The organism is Streptomyces sp. NPDC026659, from assembly GCF_040638245.1.
Taxonomy (GTDB): domain Bacteria; phylum Actinomycetota; class Actinomycetes; order Streptomycetales; family Streptomycetaceae; genus Streptomyces.
Window position 1 is genome coordinate 14,235 of sequence record NZ_JBEZXY010000009.1, and the last position, 21,602, is coordinate 35,836.

At 70.2% G+C, this 21,602-nt stretch carries 24 protein-coding genes and 1 pseudogene; 8 read left to right on the plus strand and 17 right to left on the minus strand.

Annotation, left to right across the window (positions count from 1 at the left end):
- Positions 1–21: 21 nt before the first annotated feature.
- Genes AB0E91_RS22490 through modA form a run of 4 tightly spaced genes read right to left on the minus strand, consistent with a single transcriptional unit; the run spans position 22 to position 3,305 of the window.
- Positions 22–441 carry a TOBE domain-containing protein gene (locus tag AB0E91_RS22490; protein ID WP_161183354.1) on the minus strand — a complete coding sequence of 140 codons (420 nt, stop codon included), beginning with the start codon at positions 439–441 and terminating at the stop codon, positions 22–24.
- 28 nt (positions 442–469) lie between these two features.
- A complete protein-coding gene (locus AB0E91_RS22495) occupies positions 470–1,564 on the minus strand; it encodes an ABC transporter ATP-binding protein (protein ID WP_361784665.1) in 1,095 nt (364 codons plus the stop codon).
- Positions 1,565–1,623: 59 nt separating this feature from the next.
- The gene (locus AB0E91_RS22500) at positions 1,624–2,481 is read right to left on the minus strand and encodes an ABC transporter permease (protein ID WP_361784668.1); all 858 of its coding nucleotides are present in this window, start codon (positions 2,479–2,481) and stop codon (positions 1,624–1,626) included.
- Positions 2,478–3,305 (minus strand): molybdate ABC transporter substrate-binding protein, encoded by an 828-nt coding sequence (gene modA / locus AB0E91_RS22505; RefSeq protein WP_361784671.1) that lies wholly within the window; start codon positions 3,303–3,305, stop codon positions 2,478–2,480. The genes AB0E91_RS22500 and modA overlap by 4 nt, the downstream gene beginning before the upstream one ends.
- 227 nt (positions 3,306–3,532) lie before the next feature.
- Between modA and AB0E91_RS22510 the strand changes: the two genes are divergently transcribed.
- Positions 3,533–3,988 carry a molybdopterin-dependent oxidoreductase gene (locus tag AB0E91_RS22510; protein WP_361785513.1) on the plus strand — a complete coding sequence of 152 codons (456 nt, stop codon included), beginning with the start codon at positions 3,533–3,535 and terminating at the stop codon, positions 3,986–3,988.
- Between the two features lie 165 nt (positions 3,989–4,153).
- Here AB0E91_RS22510 and AB0E91_RS22515 read toward each other — a convergent pair whose 3' ends face one another.
- From AB0E91_RS22515 to AB0E91_RS22535, 5 genes are all read right to left on the minus strand, one after another.
- Positions 4,154–4,549: a helix-turn-helix transcriptional regulator gene (locus AB0E91_RS22515; RefSeq protein WP_161183349.1), complete on the minus strand. Its 396-nt coding sequence runs from the start codon at positions 4,547–4,549 to the stop codon at positions 4,154–4,156.
- A 161-nt stretch (positions 4,550–4,710) separates the two neighbouring features.
- Positions 4,711–6,663 (minus strand): amino acid transporter, encoded by a 1,953-nt coding sequence (locus AB0E91_RS22520; RefSeq protein WP_361784674.1) that lies wholly within the window; start codon positions 6,661–6,663, stop codon positions 4,711–4,713.
- Positions 6,664–7,077: 414 nt separating this feature from the next.
- Complete coding sequence (locus tag AB0E91_RS22525; protein WP_361784677.1) at positions 7,078–7,608, minus strand: universal stress protein; 531 nt, start codon at positions 7,606–7,608, stop codon at positions 7,078–7,080.
- Positions 7,609–7,884: 276 nt separating this feature from the next.
- Positions 7,885–8,091 carry a DUF5999 family protein gene (locus AB0E91_RS22530; protein ID WP_116152356.1) on the minus strand — a complete coding sequence of 69 codons (207 nt, stop codon included), beginning with the start codon at positions 8,089–8,091 and terminating at the stop codon, positions 7,885–7,887.
- Positions 8,092–8,446: 355 nt separating this feature from the next.
- A complete protein-coding gene (locus AB0E91_RS22535; protein WP_361784680.1) occupies positions 8,447–9,031 on the minus strand; it encodes a hypothetical protein in 585 nt (194 codons plus the stop codon).
- A gap of 594 nt (positions 9,032–9,625) precedes the next feature.
- Here AB0E91_RS22535 and AB0E91_RS22540 point away from each other — a divergent pair.
- Together AB0E91_RS22540 and AB0E91_RS22545 are read left to right on the plus strand one after the other, a co-directional pair.
- The gene (locus tag AB0E91_RS22540) at positions 9,626–11,143 is read left to right on the plus strand and encodes a glutamate--cysteine ligase (protein WP_361784683.1); all 1,518 of its coding nucleotides are present in this window, start codon (positions 9,626–9,628) and stop codon (positions 11,141–11,143) included.
- A 638-nt stretch (positions 11,144–11,781) separates the two neighbouring features.
- Positions 11,782–12,522 carry a type II CAAX endopeptidase family protein gene (locus tag AB0E91_RS22545; RefSeq protein ID WP_161183361.1) on the plus strand — a complete coding sequence of 247 codons (741 nt, stop codon included), beginning with the start codon at positions 11,782–11,784 and terminating at the stop codon, positions 12,520–12,522.
- Positions 12,523–12,615: 93 nt separating this feature from the next.
- On the opposite strand, the gene AB0E91_RS22550 is transcribed toward AB0E91_RS22545, so the two are convergent.
- Entirely contained in the window at positions 12,616–13,428 is an 813-nt protein-coding gene (locus AB0E91_RS22550; RefSeq protein WP_361784686.1) for a PhzF family phenazine biosynthesis protein, read from the minus strand.
- A gap of 469 nt (positions 13,429–13,897) precedes the next feature.
- Positions 13,898–14,353, minus strand: coding sequence for a hypothetical protein (locus tag AB0E91_RS22555; RefSeq protein ID WP_361784689.1), 456 nt, complete (start codon positions 14,351–14,353; stop codon positions 13,898–13,900).
- Between the two features lie 174 nt (positions 14,354–14,527).
- Between AB0E91_RS22555 and AB0E91_RS22560 the strand changes: the two genes are divergently transcribed.
- On the plus strand, positions 14,528–14,785 hold the full coding sequence (locus AB0E91_RS22560) for a hypothetical protein (protein WP_361784692.1): 258 nt from the start codon (positions 14,528–14,530) through the stop codon (positions 14,783–14,785).
- 67 nt (positions 14,786–14,852) lie between these two features.
- Here AB0E91_RS22560 and AB0E91_RS22565 read toward each other — a convergent pair whose 3' ends face one another.
- Complete coding sequence (locus AB0E91_RS22565) at positions 14,853–15,704, minus strand: class I SAM-dependent methyltransferase (RefSeq protein WP_361784695.1); 852 nt, start codon at positions 15,702–15,704, stop codon at positions 14,853–14,855.
- Between the two features lie 77 nt (positions 15,705–15,781).
- Here AB0E91_RS22565 and AB0E91_RS22570 point away from each other — a divergent pair, with 77 nt between their 5' ends.
- Positions 15,782–16,276, plus strand: coding sequence for a hypothetical protein (locus tag AB0E91_RS22570; protein WP_361784698.1), 495 nt, complete (start codon positions 15,782–15,784; stop codon positions 16,274–16,276).
- An 89-nt stretch (positions 16,277–16,365) separates the two neighbouring features.
- Here AB0E91_RS22570 and AB0E91_RS22575 read toward each other — a convergent pair whose 3' ends face one another.
- From AB0E91_RS22575 to AB0E91_RS22590, 4 genes and pseudogenes are all read right to left on the minus strand, one after another.
- Positions 16,366–16,857 carry a hypothetical protein gene (locus AB0E91_RS22575; protein WP_361784701.1) on the minus strand — a complete coding sequence of 164 codons (492 nt, stop codon included), beginning with the start codon at positions 16,855–16,857 and terminating at the stop codon, positions 16,366–16,368.
- A 246-nt stretch (positions 16,858–17,103) separates the two neighbouring features.
- A complete protein-coding gene (locus AB0E91_RS22580; RefSeq protein WP_361784704.1) occupies positions 17,104–17,430 on the minus strand; it encodes a hypothetical protein in 327 nt (108 codons plus the stop codon).
- Between the two features lie 103 nt (positions 17,431–17,533).
- Positions 17,534–17,845 (minus strand): hypothetical protein, encoded by a 312-nt coding sequence (locus AB0E91_RS22585; protein ID WP_361784707.1) that lies wholly within the window; start codon positions 17,843–17,845, stop codon positions 17,534–17,536.
- 365 nt (positions 17,846–18,210) lie between these two features.
- A pseudogene (locus AB0E91_RS22590) lies at positions 18,211–18,579 on the minus strand (DinB family protein).
- Between the two features lie 267 nt (positions 18,580–18,846).
- On the opposite strand from AB0E91_RS22590, the gene AB0E91_RS22595 reads away from it, so the two are divergent.
- Positions 18,847–19,515: a PadR family transcriptional regulator gene (locus tag AB0E91_RS22595; protein ID WP_361784710.1), complete on the plus strand. Its 669-nt coding sequence runs from the start codon at positions 18,847–18,849 to the stop codon at positions 19,513–19,515.
- A gap of 7 nt (positions 19,516–19,522) precedes the next feature.
- Here the strand turns inward: AB0E91_RS22595 and AB0E91_RS22600 are convergent, their stop codons facing one another.
- On the minus strand, positions 19,523–19,720 hold the full coding sequence (locus AB0E91_RS22600; RefSeq protein ID WP_361118189.1) for a hypothetical protein: 198 nt from the start codon (positions 19,718–19,720) through the stop codon (positions 19,523–19,525).
- A gap of 197 nt (positions 19,721–19,917) precedes the next feature.
- On the opposite strand from AB0E91_RS22600, the gene AB0E91_RS22605 reads away from it, so the two are divergent.
- A complete protein-coding gene (locus AB0E91_RS22605; RefSeq protein ID WP_361784713.1) occupies positions 19,918–20,451 on the plus strand; it encodes a Clp protease N-terminal domain-containing protein in 534 nt (177 codons plus the stop codon).
- 135 nt (positions 20,452–20,586) lie between these two features.
- On the plus strand, positions 20,587–21,582 hold the full coding sequence (locus AB0E91_RS22610; RefSeq protein WP_361784716.1) for an EamA family transporter: 996 nt from the start codon (positions 20,587–20,589) through the stop codon (positions 21,580–21,582).
- The last annotated feature ends 20 nt before the right edge of the window (positions 21,583–21,602 follow it).

Consider the following 21,602-nt stretch of genomic DNA (forward strand, 5'->3'; position numbering starts at 1 on the left):
GAGCCGCCCCTCGGCGTTTTCTCAGGCGGTGGCCAGCGAGACCTCCGTCGACTTGATCAGCGCGACCACGTCGGAGCCCGTCGACAGCTTCAGCTCCTCCGCCGACTCGTGGGTGATGGCGGAGGTCAGCTCGGCGCCCGGCACCTGGATCTTCACCGCGGCCATGGCCTCGCCGGTGGCGATGTCGGTGATGGTGCCCGCGAGCTGGTTGCGGATCGAGATGTGGTGCACGGGCTCGGTGGCGAGCGAGACCTCCGTCGCCTTCACCAGGGCGCGCACCGACGTGCCCTCGCGAAGGCCCAGGTCCTCGGCGGCCTCCAGGGTGATCGCCGCGGTGATGTCCTGACCGCCGGTCAGCCGGACCTTGACGGTCGCCATGACCTCGCCGGAATGGACCGCCGTGACGGTGCCGGGAAGCTGGTTGCGGATACTCATGGTCATGGCGCCCCACCGTAATGGGTACAAACACTCACTCTGGGTAAGCGTGCGTCTGCGTCGCCTTGACGGTCGCCCAGACCGCGGCGCCCGGGTGAAGGTCGAGTTCCGCCGCCGCGGCCGTGGTGAGGTCGGCGGCGAGCGACAGGTCGCCCGTGAGGTCGGCGCGGATCTGGTCGCCGTGGGACTCCAGGCCGACGACATGGCAGCGCCACAGGTTGCGGGCGCTGGCCCCGGTCGGGCGGTCCCGGAAGAGGGTCACCGCGACCGGCGGGAAGGCGACGAAGGCCGGTCCGGTCAGCTCCTCCGTGGTCGTGATCTCCGGCCCGGCGTCGAGCCGTACGGTGTGGCCGTCGGCGGTTCCCCGGTAGAGGTTGAGGCCGACGAGCTGGGCGATGTAGTCCGTGCGCGGATGGCGGGCGATCTCCGTGGGGCTGCCCTCCTGCACCACGCGGCCGTGCTCCACGACCACCAGGCGGTCGGCGAGCACCATGGCGTCCAGCGGGTCGTGTGTGACCAGTACGGCGACGGCCTCGAACTCCGCGAGGTGGCGCCGCAGTTGGGAGCGGACCTCCAGGCGGGTGCGCGCGTCCAGGGCGGCGAGGGGTTCGTCGAGCAGCAGCAGGCGGGGCTGGGTGGCCAGCGCCCGTGCCACGGCGACGCGCTGGGCCTGGCCGCCGGAGAGGCGACGGGGCTTGGCGTTCATGTGGTCGGCCAGACCCAGCCGGTCCAGCCAGGCCGCGGCCTGGGCACGGGCCTCCGCCTTGCCCACACCGTGGCAGCGCGGCCCGAACGCCACGTTGTCCAGGGCGGACAGATGCGGGAAGAGCAGATAGTCCTGGAAGACCACGCCGACCGGGCGGGACTCCGGCGGAGTGCGCTCCAACGGATCGCCGTCCAGGCGCAGATGCCCCTCGCTGAGCGGGATCAGGCCCGCGAGCGCCCGTAGCGCGGTGGTCTTGCCCGCGCCGTTGGGCCCGAGCAGGGCCACCACGTCTCCGGGGGCGGCGCGCAGGGACACGTCGAGACGGAAGGCGCCCCGGTCGACGACGAGCCGGGCGTCCAGGCCCTGCTCGTCCGTGGCCTCCACGTCGCTCACGCCCGGGCGGGGCGCGTTGATCTCGGTCATCCGGGAACTGTCCTTCGTCGGTACTCGCGCGGGGGGCGACTTCCATCCTCGCGGCACCGTCACGCTCCTGTCATCCACCGGTCCCGCAGCCCCGCGAGCACCGCGATGGACACGGCCAGCAGGATCAGGCTGAGGGCGATCGCGGCCTCGGGGTCGTTCTGCAGGGCGAGGTAGACCGCGAGCGGCATGGTCTGGGTGCGGCCGGGGAAGTTGCCCGCGAAGGTGATCGTCGCGCCGAACTCGCCGAGGGCACGCGCCCAGGCCAGCACGGCACCGGCGGCGATGCCGGGGGCGATCAGCGGCAGGGTGACCCGGCGGAACGCGGTGAAGCGGGACGCGCCGAGCGTGGTGGCCGCCTCCTCGAAGCGCGGGTCGGCCGCGCGCAGCGTGCCCTCGACGCTGATGACCAGGAAGGGCATCGCGACGAACGCCTCCGCGATGATCACGCCGGCGGTGGTGAACGGCAGCGTGACCCCGAACCAGGCGTCGAGCCACTTGCCGACGACGCCGTTGCGCCCGAGGGCGAGCAGCAGGGCCACACCGCCGACGACCGGCGGCAGCACCAGCGGCAGCGTCACCAGGGCGCGCAGGAAGGACCGGCCGGGGAACTCGGTGCGCGCGAGGATCCAGGCGAGGGGCACCCCGAGGACGAGGCTGACCGCGGTGGCGGCCGTCGCGCTGATCAGGGACAGCTGGAGCGCCTGCCACACCTCGGGGCTGGTCAGCTGGTCGGGCAGGCTCTTCCAGGGAGCCCGCACGAGCAGGGCGAGGAGGGGCACCAGCAGGAACGCGATCGCCACGATGCCCGGCACCAGCAGGGGGAGGGGGACACCGCGCCGGTGCGCGCGTACGCGGGGGCGCCGCGGCCCTCCCTTGCGGGGAGTGGTCGCGGCGCCGGTGCCGTCGAGCGCGGTCACGGCTGGAGGAAGCCGGCCTGGGTCAGCACCTTCTGGCCCTCGGGCGACTGCACCAGGGCGATGAACGCCTTGGCGGTCTCGGCGTTCTTCGAGTCCTTCAGCAGGGCGATCGGGTAGTCGTTGATCGCGTCCTTGGACTCGGCGAACTCCACGCCCGCGACCTTGCCCTTGGCGGCGTTGACGTCGGTCTTGTAGACGAGGGAGGCGTCGGCCTCCTTCAGCTCGACCTTGTTGAGCGCCGACTTCACGTCCTGCTCGTAGGAGACCGGGGTGACCTTGAGGTGGCTGGCGTCCAGGACCTTCTGGGCGGCGGCGCCGCAGGGCACCGTCTTGTCGCACAGGACGACCTTGAGCTTGGGGTCGGTCAGGTCCTTCAGGGAGTCGACCTTGTCGGGGTTGCCCGGCAGGGTCGCGATCTCCAGCTGGTTGCGGGCGAAGGTGGCCGGGGTGCCCTCGGCGTCCTGCTTGTCGGTGACGATCTTCATGGTCTTGGGGCTGGCCGAGGCGAAGACGTCGGCCGGGGCACCGCTGGTGATGCTCGCGGCGAGGGTGTCACTGCCGCCGAAGTTGAACTCGACCTTGGTGCCCGGGTGCTGCTGCTCGAACTGCTTGCCGAGCGTCGTGAAGGTCTCCTTGAGGGAGGCCGCCGCGAACACGGTGACGGTGCCATTCAGCTTCGGGCTCGCCGAGGCCGAGTCCGACGAGTCCGCCTTGGCAGGCGTGGACCCGTCGGAGGAGGAGCACGCGCTGAGCGCCAGCAGGGCGGCAACTCCCACACCGGCCAGCGGCAGCATCCGGCGGGTCCGGCGTACGGAACGGGTCATCACGGTTCTTCTCCTCACGATCAGTGGAACAGCCATTTGTGCTCTTCCACGGCCGGAGATCGGCCATGCGGCGATGATACTGCCGCAATTACCAGTGGTAGACCATCTGTCGCATTGCATGAGCGGCCAAGTTGTTACCTGGAGCTGGCATATGCGTTTGCGTGCCACCCCCTTGCGGGTACGTATTCCCGGGAGGTGGTCGCAAGGTGGCACTCGCGCAATGGGTCATGACCGGTGACCTGGCCAGACCCGCCCGGCTGACCGTGCGGGACCTGCTCGGCTGGCCGCAGTACGGGGTGGACGTGGCCTTCGAATGCGCCACGAGCGGCATTCAGCGGCACCGTTTTTCGGGGCCGCGCCTTTACGACGTCCTCACCGACGCGGGCCCTCATTTCGACCCGGCCCGCCGTAAGGACAGACTCCGCTTTCTCATTGCGGTGACAGGGACGGACGGGCATCACGCGGTGTTGTCGTGGGCCGAGATCGACCCCGATTTCGCGCACGCTCCGGTACTTCTCGGGGTCACGATCGACGGCACTCCGCTGGACGCGGCGGGTCCGCAATTGGTGCTGCCGCAGGACCGCTGCGGCGGTCGGCACATCAGCGGGATCACGGGGATCAGGGTGGACGGGAACTACCACTTCGGCACGCCCGCACCGGTCGCGTCGGCGGCGGCTTCCTGAGCTGCGCGGACGACGCTCCGGGGGCGTTGGTGGCGTTCTGGACGGCAGGGCCGTCAATGTCCGGTCTGTGAGATTTCTTTCACCGATTTCCGGCCCGGAAGCCGCTTCGCGTCCGGGCCGGAAATTCGCGTAAAGCCATGTTTGGCGCTATGTATCTATTAACGCTCAGATGCGATCAATGTGGACATTTGTGGACTTCACGCGTGCGGTGGCCTCCATGCCGACCTCCAGGCCCAGTTCGTCCACCGCCTCCCGGGTGAGCAGGGAGACCAGCCGGTGCGGGCCCGCCTGGATCTCCACCTGGGCGGCGACGTCACCGAGCTTGATGGCGGTGACGATGCCGGGGAAGGCGTTGCGGACCGAGGTGTAGGAGGTCTCCTCCTCACCGGCGCCCGTCTGGGCCAGCTCGACCGAGAAGGCCGCGAGGTCCTTGCCCGCGATCAGGCGCCGTCCGGATTCGTCGCGGTGCGTGGCCATGCGGCCGGCGTCGGCCCAGCGTCGCGCGGTGTCGGGGCTCACGCCGAGCAGCCGCGCCGCCTGGCCGATGGTGTATGACTGCATGTTCGTCACCATAAATCCAGAGGTCGGGAACGGGGCACACGGGTCCGGTTTCGCGTGTCACGCGCAGTGGGCCGAGTGGACGAGGGGAGGGGCCCGCCGGGTGGGGGCCGCCCGTGTACGAGGGGCCTCCCGGGCGGGCTGTTCCACCCGGCCGTGTGGCCTCAGCCCGTGTGGACACGTGGGCGGCGGGCCCGGTTCGGCTCCGCCTCGCGCAGGACCTCGCGGGTGACGGGGGCGACCTCGCCCTGTCCGAAGAGGAAGAAGCGCAGGAAGTTGGCGAACGGGTTGCCCTCCGTCCACTCGAAGAAGATGTGCGGGATACGGCCGGTCATGTCGCGCACATGGAGGAGCAGCGCGGCCAGGCCGTTGGGGATCGAGGCGGATTCGACGGTCAGCACCCGGTAGCGGTTGTGCAGGACCTCGCCGTGCACGGTGAGACAGGACTCGAACTCGGAGGGGTCGGACACCTTGACCTCGACGAAGACGAAGTCCTCCTGCTCGGGCATGTCGTTGTCGGCCCGGATCTGCTCGATCTTGTCGCGGTACTCGGCCTTGTCGCGCTGGTCGGGCTCGTTCGCGATGAACCGGATCTTCCGGCTGGCCATGTCCCTGATGAAACGTTCCGCCATCGGGTCCATCGTCACGCTGGTCACGCGCAGCTCGAAGGCGCGGGCCAGGCGGGACAGCAGCGAGACGAGCATGATGCCCGCGATGAAGCAGGCGCCGATCTTCACACCGTCCGGGCGCTCGATGACGTTCACGACGGTCGTGTACAGGAACACCACCGAGATGACCGCGAACGTGATGGTCCAGCCGCGCTGCTTCGCCTTGTGCGCGGCGATGGTCACCGCGATGGCGGCCGAGCTGATCAGCACCAGCACACCGGTCGCGTACGCGCCGCCCTGCTTGTCCACGTTGGCGTCGAAGAGCCAGGTGACCAGGAAGGCGATCAGGATGAAGACGATGACCATCGGGCGGACGGCGCGCGCCCAGTGCGGTGCCATGCCGTAGCGGGGCAGATAGCGCGGCATCAGATTGAGCAGCCCGGCCATGGCGGAGGCGCCCGCGAACCACAGGATCGCGATGGTCGAGACGTCGTACACCGTGCCGAAGATGTTGCCCAGGTACTCGTGCGCGAGGTAGGCGAGGGCGCGGCCGTTCGCCTTGCCGCCCGGCTTGAACTCCTGCGCCGGGATCAGGAGCGTGGTGATGAAGCTGGTGGTGATGAGGAAGCAGCTCATGATCACGGCGGCCGTGGTGAGCAGCTTCCTGGTGTCCCGGATGCGGCCGGTCGGCCGTTCCTCGGTGTCGCCCTCGTCGCCGCGGACGTGCGGCATCACGGCGACCCCGGTCTCGAAGCCGGACAGACCGAGGGCGAGCTTCGGGAAGACGATCAGGGCGACGCCGATCATCACGAAGACGTTGCCGTGCTGCGCGGTCAGCGCGGTGGTCCAGTCGGTCACCACGTGTTCGGCGGTCAGGACGTGCCACAGGCCCGAGATCACCACGACCACGTTCAGCCCGAGATAGATGCCGACCAGGGCGACGGCGACGCCGATCGCCTCAAGGAAGCCCTTGAGGAACACCGCGCCGAGCAGCGCGACCAGCAACAGTGTGATCAGCATCTGATGGCCCTGGAGCAGGCTCGTCAGATGCGGGTTCTCCACCAGGTGGGTGGAGGCGTCGGCGGCGGACAGGGTGATGGTGATCAGGAAGTCCGTGGCCGCGAAGCCGAGGAGGGTCAGCACGAACAGCTTGCCCTGCCAGAACGAGAGCAGCCGCTCCAGCATCGCGATCGAGCCCTCGCCGTGCGGGCTCTCCTGCGCCACCCGCCGGTACACCGGGAGCGCGCCCGCCAGGGTGACGATGACGAGGACCACGGTCGCGATGGGCGAGAGGAGTCCGGCGGCCAGGGCCGCGATGCCCGGCTGGTAGCCGAGGGTGGAGAAGTAGTCGACACCGGTCAGGCACATCACCCGCCACCAGCGCTGCCCCTTGTGCGGGGGTTCCGGCTCGGCGTGGGGTCCGGTCAGGCCGCCGCTCCTGCCCATGTCGGACAGCCCCTCAAGCATCCAGGCGCGCAGGCGACTGGGAGGGTGCTCGGTCGTGGCCATCGGCGTGCTCCTGGTGTGCGGCTCAGCTCTCTGCGGCTCTCTGCGGCCATCACGCGGACGGCGGCACCAGCGTAAGCGGAGAGTGACGCCAGGGCCCATGCCCTGCCGGAGCCGAGGGCGTCAATCTTGCGTTAAGAATGGCTCGACCGGTGGTGGCGAAGCAGCAAAAGTGGAGGCCCGGAGCCTGGCGGGGCACTGCGGATAGGGGTCGGAGGAGGGCTGGTCCGCGCTCCCGGGGCGGACACCGAGCGTTATCTCTCAAGCCAGGTTGTCCATGTGTCTCGTACGACATTTCCATGCTGCCCTGGGCAGAGCGGGTCCGCAGCCGGTGAGGGGCGTACGGAGGGGGTGTGGCGTGGGCGCCGTACGGAGGGAGAGGTACGGCGGTCCCGGCGGGGGTGTGCCGGTGTGGCGTCACAGCTCGCGGGTGTCGATGCGCAGATGCCAGGCGTTGCGCCGGTGGACGGCCACCAGCTGGGACTCCAGCGGTGAGGGCGGTACGGCGAGGACCGGACAGTGGGCGTGGGCGAGGCAGTGGCGGGAGACCCGGCCGGAGAAGGGGTGGCGCAGCTTGCGGCGCCCGGCGCCGACGACGAGCAGGTCGCTCTCGCGGTCCGCCACGGTCACCAGGGCGCGGCCCGGTGAGCCCCGGATGATCACGGGATGCAGCGGGAAGCCGGGACCGGCCTGCCCGAAGACCTCTTCCAGTACCGAGACCAGGCGCTGTTCGGCCAGCCGCTGCCACTCGTCGAGGAGCGGGTCGTGGACGAGCGGGCGGCGCGCGACCGGTTCTCCGCCGGGCGGCTCCCAGGCGAGTGCGGGCCACAGCTCCGCGCCCAGTCGGCGGGCCAGCGCGGTGGCCTGGCGCAGGGCCGCCACACTGCCCAGGGACCCGCTCACGCCGGCCACCACCCGAGTGGTGACGGAGGCGTCGTAACCCGGCATCACAGCACCGTTCCTCGTGACGGCTCTCCCCGCGGGCGGGGCTCTCCTTCCATCCCACGCCCACCGGGGCGATCCGACCAGTCGGCGGGGGTGTTTCTGGCAGGTCCCTGACGGGGGAGTCCGGTACGCCCGGCCGCCGGGGCGCATTCCGGCCCCCGACGCGCGTCTTCCGGCCCCGGACACGCGTCGGGGCCGGTGCGCACTTCGGTGTGTGCGTCCGGCCCCTCGGGTCGCCGGGTGCCCTGCCGGGCTCCCGGGTCGTGCTCGGTGTGCCGCTCAGGCGGCGGTCATCACGTGGTCCGCGCCGAGCGGGCGGTGCGGCGCGATCACCCGGCCGTCGGGCAGCAGCTCACCGGTGTCCTCGAACAGCAGGACGCCGTTGCACAGCAGACTCCATCCCTGCTCCGGGTGGTGCGCCACGAGGCGGGCGGACTCGCGGTCGGCGGACTCGGCTGGCGGGCACGGCGGCTGGTGCTGGCACATGGATGGGATCTCTCGCTCTGTCGTGGTCATGTCCGTCCCCCCGTAATGAGTCGGTCGGAACCCAGTGTTGCCCTACGGAGGTCGTTCCGCAGGGATTTCGCGGCACCGCTTCTCACAGGTTGATGACGTGTCACCCACGCGGACGGTTCAATCCAACTGCACTGTCATTTTGGGTGGTTCGCAGTCACCGGAAGGGGCTAGTCCGCATGGTCCACATGGGCGGTCCGGGATGATCCGGGGACTCCATGCGGGTCGTGGCGTCGGCCCGCGGACACTCGTACCCCGCTTCCGGCGCGCGGAAGCGGGGTACGGCGGTTCAATTCCGGTGCTGGTGTCGTGCTCGGTGTCGTCCCGGTCAGGCGGGGGAGCCGAGCAGCGGGACGCGGTTCGCCCGGAGGGTGAGGACGGGCAGCAACTCCGAGACGCGGTGCGGCCGGTGGGCGGAGATGCCGGGCGGCGCCGGGGCGAGCGGGATCAGCAGGTCGTCGGCGGCCGGGAGGCCCTCGGCCGGGTCGGCCGTGATGTCGCCGTGCAGCCACAGGGTGAGCATGTAGAGCCCGGGTACGGACAACAGGCGTGGCTGGTACGGATGTTGCAGGATCTCCGCCTGCTGGAGCGCGCGCTCGGTGGAGGGGAGGTAGGGGCCCTCGAAGAAGCGCGAGAAGGCCCAGCCGTCGGGGGTGAGCATGGTGTCCGCGGCGGCCACGGCGCGGTCGCCGGAGCGGATGAGGAAGCGCCAGCCGGCCAGCCGGGTCGCGGCCGGACCCGGGTCGGTGGCGTGGTCCAACACGTGTACGGCGAGCGGGAGTTCGGCGGTGACAGGTCCCTGGGCTGCGCGCAGGGAGGGGGTGCGGGCCTCACGTACCGCGGTGGGGGAACCGAGGGCCGTGAGGACGGTGCGCAGTGCGGGCGCGGGGGCAGGGGGAACGTGCAGCGGCATGGTGGGTCGCCTCTCGTTCGACAGGCGCGGCGGCGCGAGGAGGGTAGGGCGGACGGCGCTGTCTGCTCACAGGTGGGCGGCCTGGGAGATGGGGGCCCGGAGCGGTGGACGCGGGTGTGGCTGAGGCCCGTCGTCCGTCACCTGACGGCGGGAACACGGTGGGAACGCGTCGGAAACCGCTACCGGGGCGCCAACCTTCGGCCTTCTCCGCGAAGTTTATACGACACGTGTTCAGGTGGTGTTTCGGCTATCGGATTCCGGTGATCGGAACAAGCGGATATCCGGCCGGGAATCTGCGGTATTCCTCCCGATTTCCGGGGCGGCCCGCGCCGCTGACCTCGTGCTCCGCGTGTCGCGCGGTCGGCCGAATGTCGTCGGCGTTTTTCACGAGACGATCTGGGCACCCGAAGATGCGTGCTGCGGTATGCCCGGTGAATGTGCCGCAGGACACCACGACAGAATAACGGGCGGCGAGGCCGGATGCGGCGTTATGGATCGCTTCCGCTGGGCATCATCCCACCTGATCCGGGGAGCCCGGACCGGTGAACCCGGCGGCCGGACCCTCGGGCCGCCCGTCCGAGGAGGGATATTTGCATGGGGGAGAAGGTCGTGGCAGGGTCGTTCGACCTGTCCGATCGCGGGCGCTACCGCGAAAAGCTCCAGAAGTGCCTGGCGGGACTGGAGCGGCTGCTGGCAGAGAAGCGTTTCGACCGGCCCAAGAACCTCATGGGGCTCGAGATCGAATTGAATCTCGCCGGCGCCGACGGCCTGCCCAGAATGTTGAACGGTCAGGTTCTGGAGCGGATCGCCAGCCGGGATTTCCAGACCGAACTCGCCATGTTCAATCTGGAGGTGAACATAGCACCGCACCGGCTGGGCGGCCGCGTTTTCGACGGGCTGGCAGAGGAACTGCGCACGTCCCTCGCCTACGCCGACCGCAAGGCCGGCGAGGTCGACGCCGGAATCCTGATGATCGGCATCCTGCCCACGCTCGGCCGTGACGACCTGGTCTCCTCGAACCTCTCCGAGGTGGACCGGTACGCCCTCCTCAACGACCAGATCGTGGCCGCGCGCGGTGAGGACTTCCGGCTCGACATCGACGGGGTCGAGCACCTGCGGTGCACCTCCCGGTCCATCGTCCCCGAGGCCGCGTGCACCTCCGTACAACTGCATCTCCAGGTCACGCCAGGCCGGTTCGCGGACGTGTGGAACGCGGCGCAGGTCGCGAGCGCCGCCCAGATCGCGGTCGGGGCCAACTCGCCCTTCCTGTTCGGGCACGAGCTGTGGCGCGAGTCCCGGCCGCCGCTGTTCCTCCAGGCCACCGACACGCGTCCGCCCGAACTCCAGGCGCAGGGGGTGCGGCCGCGTACCTGGTTCGGCGAGCGGTGGGTGTCCTCCGCGTACGAGCTGTTCGAGGAGAACCTGCGCTACTTCCCGGCCCTGCTGCCGATCTGCGACGACGAGGACCCGCTGGAGGTCCTCGACGCGGGCGGCGTCCCCCGGCTCGCCGAACTCGTCCTGCACAACGGCACGGTGTACCGCTGGAACCGGCCCGTCTACGACATCGCGGACGGCGTCCCGCACCTGCGCGTGGAGAACCGGGTACTGCCCGCCGGGCCCACCATCACCGACGTGATCGCCAACGCGGCCTTCTACTACGGGCTGGTGCGCGCCCTCGCCGAGGAATCGCGCCCGGTGTGGACCCGGCTGCCCTTCACGGCCGCCGAGGCCAACTTCGACGCGGCCTGCCGGTACGGCATCGACGCCCGCTTCGTCTGGCCCCGGCGTGGCCGCTACGGCGGCGTCGGTGAGATCGACGCGGTCACCCTCGTCCGCGAGGAACTCCTCCCGATGGCCTCCTCCGGCCTCGACGCCTGGGGCATTGAGCCCGCCGACCGCGACTTCTACCTCGGCGTGATCGAGGAACGCTGCCGCCGCCGCGTCAACGGAGCGTCCTGGCAGGCGGCCACCTTCCACCGGGCCCTGGAACGGGGGATGGACCGGGAAGCGGCACTGGCGGCCACGACACGTCGGTACGGCGAGCTGATGCACGCGGGGGAGCCGGTGCATACGTGGCCGGTGGGGGTGCCTTCGGCGGTGGCGCTGGGGTGAGGGGCGCTTTGCGGGGTGGCGGGGGTGGCCGTGCCGGGTGCTTTGAGCCGTGCCGGGTGTTGAGATGACGGGCGTGGTCGGCCCTGACGGACCGGTGGGGTTGGCGACGCCGTGCCTCGGGGTGACGCGGCTGGGGGCGTTCGGCTACGGCGGTGCTTCCGGGGTCTTGGGCGGCCGTGGACTCCGACCGCGTCGGTGTTCCGGGGCGACGGGTCGGGCGGGCCGGTCAGCCTGTGCTTCCGGGGTGACGGGACCGGTGGGGCTGCCCATGGCGGTGGCGCCGGGCTGCCGGGATCGGTGGGGTTGCCCATGGCGGTGGCGCCGGGCTGCCGGGACCGATCGGGCCGGCCGCGCCGGTACCCCTTGAGGGAGGCCATGCGGCCCGTGAAGACCGGCCGCGCGGACGCTCCGGGGCGATCTGGTCGGCGAACACCGTCCGCGCACGGTTCATGGGGTGGCGGAGTCGGTGTCATGGGGCGGTGAGCCGTGTGCGACCCGGTGCACGGCACGCTTGCACGCTTCTGCGATCCTTGCGGGACATTAGGTGCGCAGGGGGCCGGTGGGCCGTCTGAGGTCGAGCGCAGGTGGAGGCTGAACCGGTGGCCGAGTCCCTTCCCCGGGAGCGGAATCCGCGGCGGATGCTGCGGGACGAGACCCTGCTCGTTCTGGCGCTCTCGCTCGGGGCGAGCGGGGTGTCCGCGCTCATCAGCTTCATCGGCTCGGTCACCAAGCCGGGCGGTCTCAAGGACCAGGCGGCCACCCTCAACGCCTCGGCCGCGCCCGGCCGTCCCTGGCTCGACCTCGCCTGGCAGCTGTTCGGCATCGCGTCCGCGCTGGTGCCCGTGCTGCTCGTGGCGCACCTGTTGCAGCGCGAGGGCAAGAGCCTGCGCGTCATCGGCTTCGACCGCAGCCGGCCGTGGTCCGACCTGGCGCGGGGCGCGGCGGTCGCGGCCGTGATCGGCAGCACCGGCATCGCCTTCTACCTCGCCGCGCGGAGTCTCGGCTTCAACCTCACCGTGGTGCCCGAGGCGTTGCCCGACGTGTGGTGGAAGTTCCCGGTCCTGGTGCTGTCCGCCGTGCAGAACGCGGTCCTCGAAGAGGTGATCGTCGTCGGCTACCTGCTGCGCAGGCTCGGCCAGTTGGGCTGGACACCGGGCACGGCCCTGGTCGCCAGCGCGGTGCTGCGCGGCTCGTACCACCTCTACCAGGGCATCGGCGGCTTCATCGGCAACATGGTCATGGGCGTGGTCTTCGTCTGGCTCTACCGCCGTTGGGGCCGGGTCGGGCCCCTGGTCGTCGCGCACTCGCTGCTCGACATCGGCGCCTTCGTCGGTTACGCGCTGCTCGCGGGCAAGGTGGGTTGGTTGCCGACGGCTTGAGGATCTCGTCCTCTTGAGGTCGCGCAGGCGGCGGCGGACCGGGCCGATGCCGCCTGCCGCCCGGCAGGGTGTGCCCGGGGTCAACCCCTCAGTTCACGCGTGCAGTTCGCCGTCGATGACCGTCACCGCGCGGCCGATGAGCAGGGTGCGGTCGCCGCGCAGGCGGGTGCGGACGTAGCCCGTGCGGCGGGATGCCTGGAGGCCGGTGAGGTCGTCGCGGCCGAGGCGGGGGGCCCAGTAGGGGGCGAGGGCGGTGTGGGCGCTGCCGGTGACGTTGTCCTCGTCGATGCCGACGTTCGGGAAGAAGCAGCGGGAGACGAAGTCGCAGCCGAGGGTGGGGTTTTCGGCGCGGGCGGTGACGATCACGCCGCGCGAGGAGTGCTCGGTCAGTTCCTTGAGGTCCGGAGCCAGCTCCAGTACGGCCTTCTCGTCCGCCAACTCGACCAGCAGATCGCCCACTTCGGCGCCGGTGTCGTACACCGCGACCGGGTCCGCGCCGAGTGCCCGCGCGAGGCCCTCCGGTGCGGCCACTTCGGTGAGCGGGGCGGTCGGGAAGTCCAGGGTGATCCAGCCGTCCTCGCCGGGGGTGGCCGTGAGCACCCCGCTCCGGGTCGCGAACCGCACCGGTCCCTCGAACGCGCCGGTGGTGTACAGGACATGGGCCGTCGCCAGCGTGGCGTGCCCGCACATCGCGACCTCGGTACGCGGAGTGAGCCACCGCAGCGCCCAGTCCGCCTCACCGCCCTCCGGCAGCCGGTGCGCGAACGCGGTCTCGGGGTGATTCACCTCGGCGGCGACGTTCTGCAGCCAGTCGTCGTCGGGGAAGACGTCGTCCAGGAGGACCACTCCGGCGGGGTTACCGGTGAAGGGCAGATCGGTGAAGGCGTCCACGATTCGAATGCGCATGGCGCAGACCCTAGAGGGCCGGACGACCGGGCGTCCAAGGCCAGTTGGGGCGGGGTGGATCGGGCGCGCAGGGTGATGGTCTCGGCGTACGGCTCGGCTCCGCCCTGTCGTGTGGAGGGGCGAGCCGGGTTTCGGGCGGGTGCGACCCGTGTGCCTGTCCGCAGCTCGCGTGACGCGCTCATGCCGACAGCATGGCGCGCACTATGGTCGGGGCTGTGGACAGCGAGCAGATCACCATCAAGCTCACCACCGGCTCGCGGGAACCCTGGACAAGGCCCTCCCCGGAGTCTTTGCGGCGGACTACGCGGAGCGTCTGGAAGCGGCACGTCGGCGACTTCGTCCCTCGGCGGATGACGACGGTGAGGCGGAGTACTCCGAGTGACCTTGTGGTCGGTCAGTCGAAGTGCTGTCCGGTCGTCGCGGCCCAAGGGGTGAGCGTTCCGGCGGCGGGCAGAGTGCCGCGACCGGGTCACACGGACCGATGGCGATTGACGGCCTGTCGGCCTGCACGCGAACATGCACCGGCTCGTACGGATGACGGTGCACCATTTCGGGTGCGGTGATGTATCTGGGCGACTTGATCGTCTTCGCAGTCGTTCAGCAACGCGTCGATGAGGGCCGGGGGTCCGGCGACCTTGGTGGCCCACAGGTCGTAGTCCGTGCACAGGACCCAGGAGTGATCATCAGCCCAGAGGTTGGACGGGCTGAAATCTTCCTCGGAGTGGTTGTAGAGGATCTCGGCGTCGCCGATCCGCTGGGCAAGCTCGGCCCAGCGCAGCCGTTGCCAGCAGGGGCCCGGGTGTCGAGCACGCCCCAGCCCTCCTCCCGTGGCGACGCCCACGGCGTCGAGATCGAGGCCCGCGACGATGTGGGGCAGGGCGCTTCCGTCGGCAAGACGTGCCTGGTGGTACTCGTGGTAGGACACATCTACCGGCCCACGGATGGAGTGGGGCGCGGTGGACTCGGTTCGTCGAGACGGAACGAGCCTGGGACCCCTCCGCGCTAGGCTCCGTTCGGATTGAGCGGGGCGACGATGGAACGGTGGTCTGAGGGTTCCGCCGCTGATCCGGAAGCGGCGCGGGAGCGGTATGACTCTGGGATGCGGGCGGAACGCAAGGCGCTGCGCGAGGCGATCAGGGCAGATCTGCCTGCCGCGCACTGTGGTCTCGGGATCGTCATCGTCGCGAGCATGATCGTGGGCTTGCTCGTGGGACCGGTCACCGGGGCCCTCGTGGCTGGAGCTTTTGCCGTTCTCTTCCTCGTTGCCCTGGCGGTCATGTCGATGCGGGGCGTTCGAGGTCTGGACGCGAGGAAACGGGCCTATCTCTTCACCTTTGGGTGGGCGAACTGGATGTAGGGCCCGACTTGAAGCCGACGTGCCGCCCGGTCGCCGCCCGGTACCGGTTTGACCGCCGGGAGGCGTTCTACCGGCGGACCGCCGAGATCAGTCCGCCGGGCAGCTCCTCGCGCTGCGGCGGGGTGCTGATCGGGCGGCCGTAGGCGGCGGCGCGCTCGCGCAGGGTGTGGCTGCTCGCCTCCCAGCCGTGCCCGGCCAGCCAGCCCACCGGGTCGTCGGGCATCTCCGAGAGCCACATGGACGCCGCCGAGCCCGGCTCGGCATCCGCGCCGAAGCGCTCGATCACGCCGCGCGAGCCCAGTGTCAGCCCCATCCGGCTGCCTGCCGCCGACTGCGCGCCGATCCGGGCCAAGAGCAACTCCACCGCGTCCTCGGGCAGATAGATCAGCAGTCCCTCGGCGATCCACACGGTCGGCGCTGCCGGGTCGTGCCCGGCGGCGGTCAGCGCGCCCGGCCAGTCCTCACGCAGATCCACCGCGACGGTGATCCGCTCGCAGCGTGCGACGGCCCGCTCCTGGCGCAGCACCGAAGCCTTGAAGTCCAGTGGCGCGGCGGTGTCGACCTCGAACAGCCGGGTGCCCGCTGGCCAGTCGATCCGGAAGGCCCGGCTGTCCATGCCGGCGCCGAGCAGCACGACCTGCCGGACTCCGGACGCGGAGGCCTGCTGCAACAGGTCGTCGAGGAACTTCGTCCTGATGACGATGGAGAACGACACGGCCAGTCGGCGGCGGCGCGCGGCCTCGTCATCGGGCAGCGGCGGCGAGGAGGGCCATAGGCCGCCGGCGGTGGCGAAGGCCCGCGCCAGTGGGTCGCGGAACAGCGCGTTCTCCCGCTCCGTCTCCAGTGCCCGCACCCGGGCCACCCCCACCGCCGTGGCCCACACTCCCGACGGCCGCACCGGCTCCTGCTCATCAGTCATCGCGCCAGGCTAGAGGATCGATGTCAGTGGTGGCTGATCTACTGCCCGGCGACGGATCGGAGATGGGGAGCGAAGCGATGGGTGTTCTGACGGACTACTTCCGCGCGGCGGATGCCGCATCCGTGGTGCGGGTGCTGGAGCGGACGGCGGGGGGCTCCCCGCTCTACGCGGAGTCCCCCGCGTTCGACGGTGTCGAAGCCAAGCGCGTCGACCCAGCTGTCGTTCTGGGGCAGCTGATTGCCGCTGTCCACCAGACCGAGTGGCGAGTGGATCTGGTGGGGGAGACAACCGTGTGGCCGACCTCCCCAACTCCCGGCCCCGACGGCCCCGAGGGCGAGGACGACCCGTGGGTGACCGGGCCGTGGGTGTCAGAACTCCATCCCCTGGCACGGGACACCCTGGCAGGAGTGCACGCCTCCGAGGTCCCGGCCGTCGTCGCCAGGTGGGTGCGGGCCGAGGAACTGCGGGGAGCGTGTGCCGAGGACATGCGGCCGCTGGCCGAGGCGCTGATCGGGCTTGCCGGGCGGGCTCGGGATGCGGGTGATCGGCTCTTCTGCTGGATGTCGCTGTGACCGACGAAGCGGAACGCGCGCAACTGCGGGTGCGCGCCTGATTTTCTGTCCCGTCTCACTGAACCTTGAGGGATCTCGCGGAAGTTTGATCACTCGTGCGTGGTGTCGAAGAGGGGATCGAGTGGCTCGCCCTCGTATCCCACCACGAGACAGGTCTCGGCCACCGGTCCCCGGGAGAGCTCCGTGAGCCGGGCCAGGACAGCCGTCTCGGAAGGCAGGCCAGCCGGGTCGATTCCGAGGGCCTGGGCCGCGCGGTCGCGACGTTGGTCGAAGTCGGGCACGTCCTCCCGGTACTCGTCGATGACTCCCCGGAGTTCGCCGGCCGTCCGTCCGGGAGCATCCCGCCACCACGGTGCCACCAGACACAGCCGCACCAGCTCCGGCAGCCCGAGCGCGAGCGGTCCGGCCTCGCCGTCGAGGCTGACGTACACCACCGGGCGTTCCTCTCCGCCCTCGCCGACGAAGCAGAACGCGTCCCCTGAACCCGCCCGCGCGAACTGCTCCAGTCGGGCCCCGGAGGCGAGCCGGACCCCGTCCTCCAACAAGTGGTCGGCCGGGTCCATCGCATCGAGATCCGCCACCCCCGCAAAGAAGGAAACGACCTCCTCGTCGGCACCCAGGAGAGGGAGCAACGCGCCGAGGTGGACAGGTACGTTGGCTGACGCTTCTGATCCGCTCACCCGGAAACCGTAACCGGGGCCTCCGACATGGCTGCGGCAGACCGCTGCCGCCTGAGCAGGACCTTGTCAGGTTGGCGAGACGCTTGACGGCCGATTTCGCATTGAAGATGGCGGTTTCCTGATCGGAAGCCGTAGTAATGGACGTGCTCAGGAAGAGGGGCGCGGCTGACGATCCTGAAGCTCATCGCGGGCGGTCGACCAAACGATCTCGAACTCATCGGCTGGCAACGACTGCGGGTCGTGCCCTTCCCACTCGGGGATGGGTGGTTCCGCGGTCGGACCGTAGACGTTCTCGTATTCAGCTGACCGGCCGTCTCTTTGGGCTTCTTGCCACTTGGCCAGCGAGGCAGCGGTCAGTGCCTTGTTTCCGGGCTCCTGCAACTCGACTTGCCGGATCACATAGCCATCGGCGTCCAGCTCGAAGTAGAACCAGACGTCTTCCTTGTCCCGGAAGCAGCGAACCCAAGTCGTCACAGGTTCACCGCGTCAAAGGGCTCGTCGTGCCAGCGCCAGCCGGCGGTGCCGTCGTCGTGGATGTGCAGCATGGACTCGGCGACAGGGCTGCCGACGGGAAACGTCATGGTGAGCGCATCGCGGATTTGGGCGTAGCAGGCGTCGGCCCGCTCCCAGTCCTCCTCGTCGGCAGCCCGCTCTTGCTCACTGAAGAGGGGACGGAACTCTTCAAAGCCAGGAAGTGTCTCGACTTTTGCGTGCTCCAGGGCATATCGGTGCCGGTCACGGTCAGCCGGGCAATCTCCTGGCCGCCATCACGGAGCCGCCAGATACTGCCGGTGGTCAGGTTCGGGTTGGACATGTCTTCCATGATGACGATCGCCGCTGACAGGCGGGGAGTGAGATCACCGCCCTTTCCGATCGTGGCGACGACCATCTCATGCAGTGGAAGCTGATGGGGTGCGATGTTGAGTCGCTGTGCTGCTTCGACTGGCAGTTGGGGATGGTCTTGCCAAGATGGCGAGGCCGACAGGTCGCTGAGAACGGGTCCTCGCCCAGCACGTGGAGGCAGCGGTTCCATCTCTGCCGAAGGGACTCACCGCTGCCCTCGCTGGTGAGCCACCTGGTCAGGCGGTCGCGGGCGTCGATGCTAGTTTGTGTCACCTAAAGATGATCACCTGGCGTACAGCAGGCGGGGGACGTGGTCGGGGCACTTGCCAGCGTGTCGGAAGAGGCTGCCCTTACGGCCTTTGACCTGGCCTTTTTCGTCAACGGTCCGCGGCGCGGCACGGCTCCGTCCTGTCAGCGGTAGAGGTCTCGCAGCAGGGAGATCTCGGCGCCGTGATGGATCAGCTCCCTGTTGACGTGCAGGACCCTGTTCTCCATGGGGAAACCGCTCGGGACCTGCCGTGGGCGGATTGTCCAGGTCGGCGTCCGAGAGTTCGCGGACCTTCGTGTTTCATCTCCCGTACATCTCATCGAGCTGTTTCAGAGCCTCGTCAGCGGTCCCCGCGTAGGCGAATGTCTGGGAGTCGATGTCCTGGCCGCCGAAGTGCCATCCGACCCGATCGCCCAGGCGCGAGACGATGATGTGCGCCGGCCGCCAGGCAATCGTGGTCACCGGTGCCAGTACCAGTCCAACTGCTCCGCGAGTCGCTCGCTTCTCGTCATTGCCGCACACTACAGACCCGTCGAGCGGAGTGATCTTCGCCGTCTGCGGTCATCCTCCACTGTCACGAACCCCGCAGCCAGCCGTCCCTGACTGGCGCAGAAGTCAATCGATCGGCCTTCGCCGGCAATCGATCAACACCCCCTGACGCAGGTCGACTTTCTCCGCGAAGGGCATTGCCGTAAGCCTAGTAGCGATATATCGTCGAAGTGTCGCGTAAGGAACGCGACGGGTACGTGACTGATCGACGATGGAATGGAGTGGTCGCGATGCGTAGCCACGGATTCGAGCGTGGGCATCGTCCTGGCGGGCCCGGTCGGCATGGCTGGGGGGCGTTCGGGGGAGTCGAGGCGCTGCGGGAGGCGTTCGGGCCGTTCGGGCCCGGTGGGCCGGGATTTGGGCCTGGTGGACCCGGTGGGCCGGGGCGGCACGGGTTCGGGGGGCCCGGATTCGGCCCGGGGCCGTGGGGCGGCATGGGGCGTGGTGGTGGTCGGGGGCGGGCTCGGCGGGGTGATGTGCGGGCCTCGATCCTGGCGCTGCTCAGGGACCGGCCGATGCACGGGTACGAGATGATCCAGGAGATCGCGGAGCGCAGCGGGGGTGCGTGGAAGCCGAGCCCCGGTTCCGTCTACCCGACGCTTCAGCTGCTGGAGGACGAGGGGCTGATCGTCAGTGAGAGCGAGGGCGGCAAGAAGCTGTTCTCGCTCACCGAGGCCGGGCGGGCCTCCGCCGAGGAGGGGCCGGAGGCTCCCTGGGAAGAGGCCACGCGTGGTGTCGACTGGGAGGCGCTGGGCGAGATCCGGCAGGCCGGTTTCGGGCTGATGGAAGCCTTCGGGCAGGTCTGGAAGACCGGCACCAAGGAGCAGCGCGACAAGGCGCTCACCGTCATCAACGAGGCCCGCAAGAGGCTCTATCTCATCCTCGCGGACGAGGACTGAGTCGCCCTCACGTCCGCACGCGTCGTATCACCGCCGCGTCGAACAAGTCCCACGCGCGCGGGAAGGCGCTCTCGTCGTGGCAGTGCCAGGCATCCCAGAACAGGTCGGCGAGCAGGGCGTCGTGCGGGGCGTAGACCCGGTACACGTACTGCTTGCCGTCCACCGCCGGGAGGCCCACCAGCCAGCACAGGCATCCGTCCTCCACTTGTTGTGTGACGTACGAAAGGGGCAAGTGGTTGCCTCGTGGGGCGTATGCAAGGCGGCGCGCGCCCCTGAGGTGGGATCGGCCGGATCTCCTCCGTGAGGATGAGATGGAACGGCCCGTTGTCCGCTCACCGTGGGACGCGAGAATGGTTCCCCTCGTGGATGCCGTCCGTCCCGGCGGCTGATGAGGTGTCTGATGTGGAACCCCGCACAGTCGGCCGGGCCGCGCCTCATGAGGGCGTGCCGCGTGCCGAGAACGACGCCGGACCCGGCACCGGCTTCGCGTCGGTGATCGCCGGTGCCCGCCGGAGAGCCGTACGCGACGGCGACCGGCAGATCGACACCGCCCATCTGCTGCACTCGCTCCTGGAGTCCGACCCCGAGGCCCGCGCCGCCGTCGGCACCCCGACCCAGCTCGCACGGCTGCTCGGCTACCTCGTGCAGCGCAGCATCGGGTACGGGCTGCGCTGGCAGGGCGGTGCCGAGGTGCCCGGCGCGGAAGTCGCCGCCGGCGGTGAACGGTGGTCGCCGGTCGCGGCCGCCGCGCTGCGCGACGCCGAGGTGCGGGCCGCCCCGCGCCGGGGCGCGGCCGACGGCGTCGATCTGCTCGCTGCCCTGGTGACCGATCCGAAGTCGCGGGCCGTCGAGGTGCTGGAGCGTGCCGGGATTCCGGCGGGTGAGCTGCGGAGCCGGTTGTCGGGCCGTACGGCCGATGGCTCGCCCCCCTGCTGACCCCCCCCGAGAAGCCCTTGCCCTGACCTCCCGAGAAGCTCCTGCCCCGACCTTCCGGGAAGCCCCTCCCGTCCAGTCCCTGAGACAGGAGTAAAAAAGGGTGACGCTCATGTCGTCGCCTGTCATCATGTGCGCGTGCACGCGTCTGGGAGCAGAGAAGGCGGCCGCGGTGCCGGGCTGGGGCTTGCCCTGGTGTCGGCCGTGGCGTTCGGCGGGTCGGGAGTGGCGGCCAAGCCGCTGATCGAGGCGGGACTCGACCCGCTGCATGTCGTCTGGCTGCGCGTGGCCGGTGCCGCGCTGGTCATGCTGCCCGTGGCCGTACGGCACCGCGCACTGCCGTTCCGCCGCCCCGCGCTGCTCGCCGGGTTCGGACTCCTCGCCGTCGCCGGAGTCCAGGCCTGCTACTTCGCCTCGCTCTCCCGCATACCGGTCGGCGTGGCGCTGCTCCTGGAGTATCTGGCGCCCGCGCTGGTGCTCGGCTGGGTGCGGTTCGTGCAGCGCAGGCCGGTCACCAAGGCGGCCGCGCTCGGTGTGGTCCTCGCGGCGGGCGGCCTCGCCTGTGTGGTGGAGGTCTGGTCGGGGCTCAGCTTCGACGTGCTCGGCCTGCTGTTCGCGCTCGGCGCCGCCTGCTGCCAGGTCGGCTACTTCGTCCTGTCCGACCAGGGCGGGGACGCGGGCGAGGACGCGCCGGACCCGCTGGGCGTGATCGCGTACGGCCTGCTGGTCGGCGCCGCCGTCCTCACGGTCGTCGCCCGCCCCTGGGGCATGGACTGGCGGGTGCTCGGCGGCACGGTACGGCTCGACGGCAGCGCCGTGCCCGCCGCCGCGCTGCTCGTCTGGATCGTCCTCGTCGCCACCGTCCTCGCCTACGTCACCGGCGTGCTCTCGGTACGGCGGCTCTCGCCGCAGGTCGCCGGGGTCGTCGCCTGTCTGGAGGCGGTCATCGCGACGGTGCTCGCCTGGGTGCTGCTCGGGGAGCACCTGTCGGCGCCGCAGGTGTTCGGTGGCGCGGTCGTGCTCGTCGGCGCGTTCATCGCGCAGTCCGCGACACCCGCCAAGGGCTTCGCCGCCCCGGTCGCGGAAGGCGGTGGCGCGGAGAGGGAGTTGTCCGCGCGGGGTACCGCCGCCTAGGCTGCTGATCATGCATTCAC

Coding starts and splice junctions, on each gene's coding strand:
- AB0E91_RS22490 (WP_161183354.1), bottom strand. CDS start 441: ATGACCATGAGTATCCGCAACCAGCTTCCCGGCACCGTCACGGCGGTC.
- AB0E91_RS22495 (WP_361784665.1), bottom strand. CDS start 1,564: ATGACCGAGATCAACGCGCCCCGCCCGGGCGTGAGCGACGTGGAGGCC.
- modA (WP_361784671.1), bottom strand. CDS start 3,305: ATGACCCGTTCCGTACGCCGGACCCGCCGGATGCTGCCGCTGGCCGGT.
- AB0E91_RS22510 (WP_361785513.1), top strand. CDS start 3,533: ATGACCGGTGACCTGGCCAGACCCGCCCGGCTGACCGTGCGGGACCTG.
- AB0E91_RS22515 (WP_161183349.1), bottom strand. CDS start 4,549: ATGCAGTCATACACCATCGGCCAGGCGGCGCGGCTGCTCGGCGTGAGC.
- AB0E91_RS22520 (WP_361784674.1), bottom strand. CDS start 6,663: ATGGCCACGACCGAGCACCCTCCCAGTCGCCTGCGCGCCTGGATGCTT.
- AB0E91_RS22525 (WP_361784677.1), bottom strand. CDS start 7,608: ATGCCGGGTTACGACGCCTCCGTCACCACTCGGGTGGTGGCCGGCGTG.
- AB0E91_RS22530 (WP_116152356.1), bottom strand. CDS start 8,091: ATGTGCCAGCACCAGCCGCCGTGCCCGCCAGCCGAGTCCGCCGACCGC.
- AB0E91_RS22535 (WP_361784680.1), bottom strand. CDS start 9,031: ATGCCGCTGCACGTTCCCCCTGCCCCCGCGCCCGCACTGCGCACCGTC.
- AB0E91_RS22540 (WP_361784683.1), top strand. CDS start 9,626: ATGGGGGAGAAGGTCGTGGCAGGGTCGTTCGACCTGTCCGATCGCGGG.
- AB0E91_RS22545 (WP_161183361.1), top strand. CDS start 11,782: ATGCTGCGGGACGAGACCCTGCTCGTTCTGGCGCTCTCGCTCGGGGCG.
- AB0E91_RS22550 (WP_361784686.1), bottom strand. CDS start 13,428: ATGCGCATTCGAATCGTGGACGCCTTCACCGATCTGCCCTTCACCGGT.
- AB0E91_RS22560 (WP_361784692.1), top strand. CDS start 14,528: ATGCGGGCGGAACGCAAGGCGCTGCGCGAGGCGATCAGGGCAGATCTG.
- AB0E91_RS22565 (WP_361784695.1), bottom strand. CDS start 15,704: ATGACTGATGAGCAGGAGCCGGTGCGGCCGTCGGGAGTGTGGGCCACG.
- AB0E91_RS22570 (WP_361784698.1), top strand. CDS start 15,782: ATGGGTGTTCTGACGGACTACTTCCGCGCGGCGGATGCCGCATCCGTG.
- AB0E91_RS22585 (WP_361784707.1), bottom strand. CDS start 17,845: ATGGTCGTCGCCACGATCGGAAAGGGCGGTGATCTCACTCCCCGCCTG.
- AB0E91_RS22595 (WP_361784710.1), top strand. CDS start 18,847: ATGCGTAGCCACGGATTCGAGCGTGGGCATCGTCCTGGCGGGCCCGGT.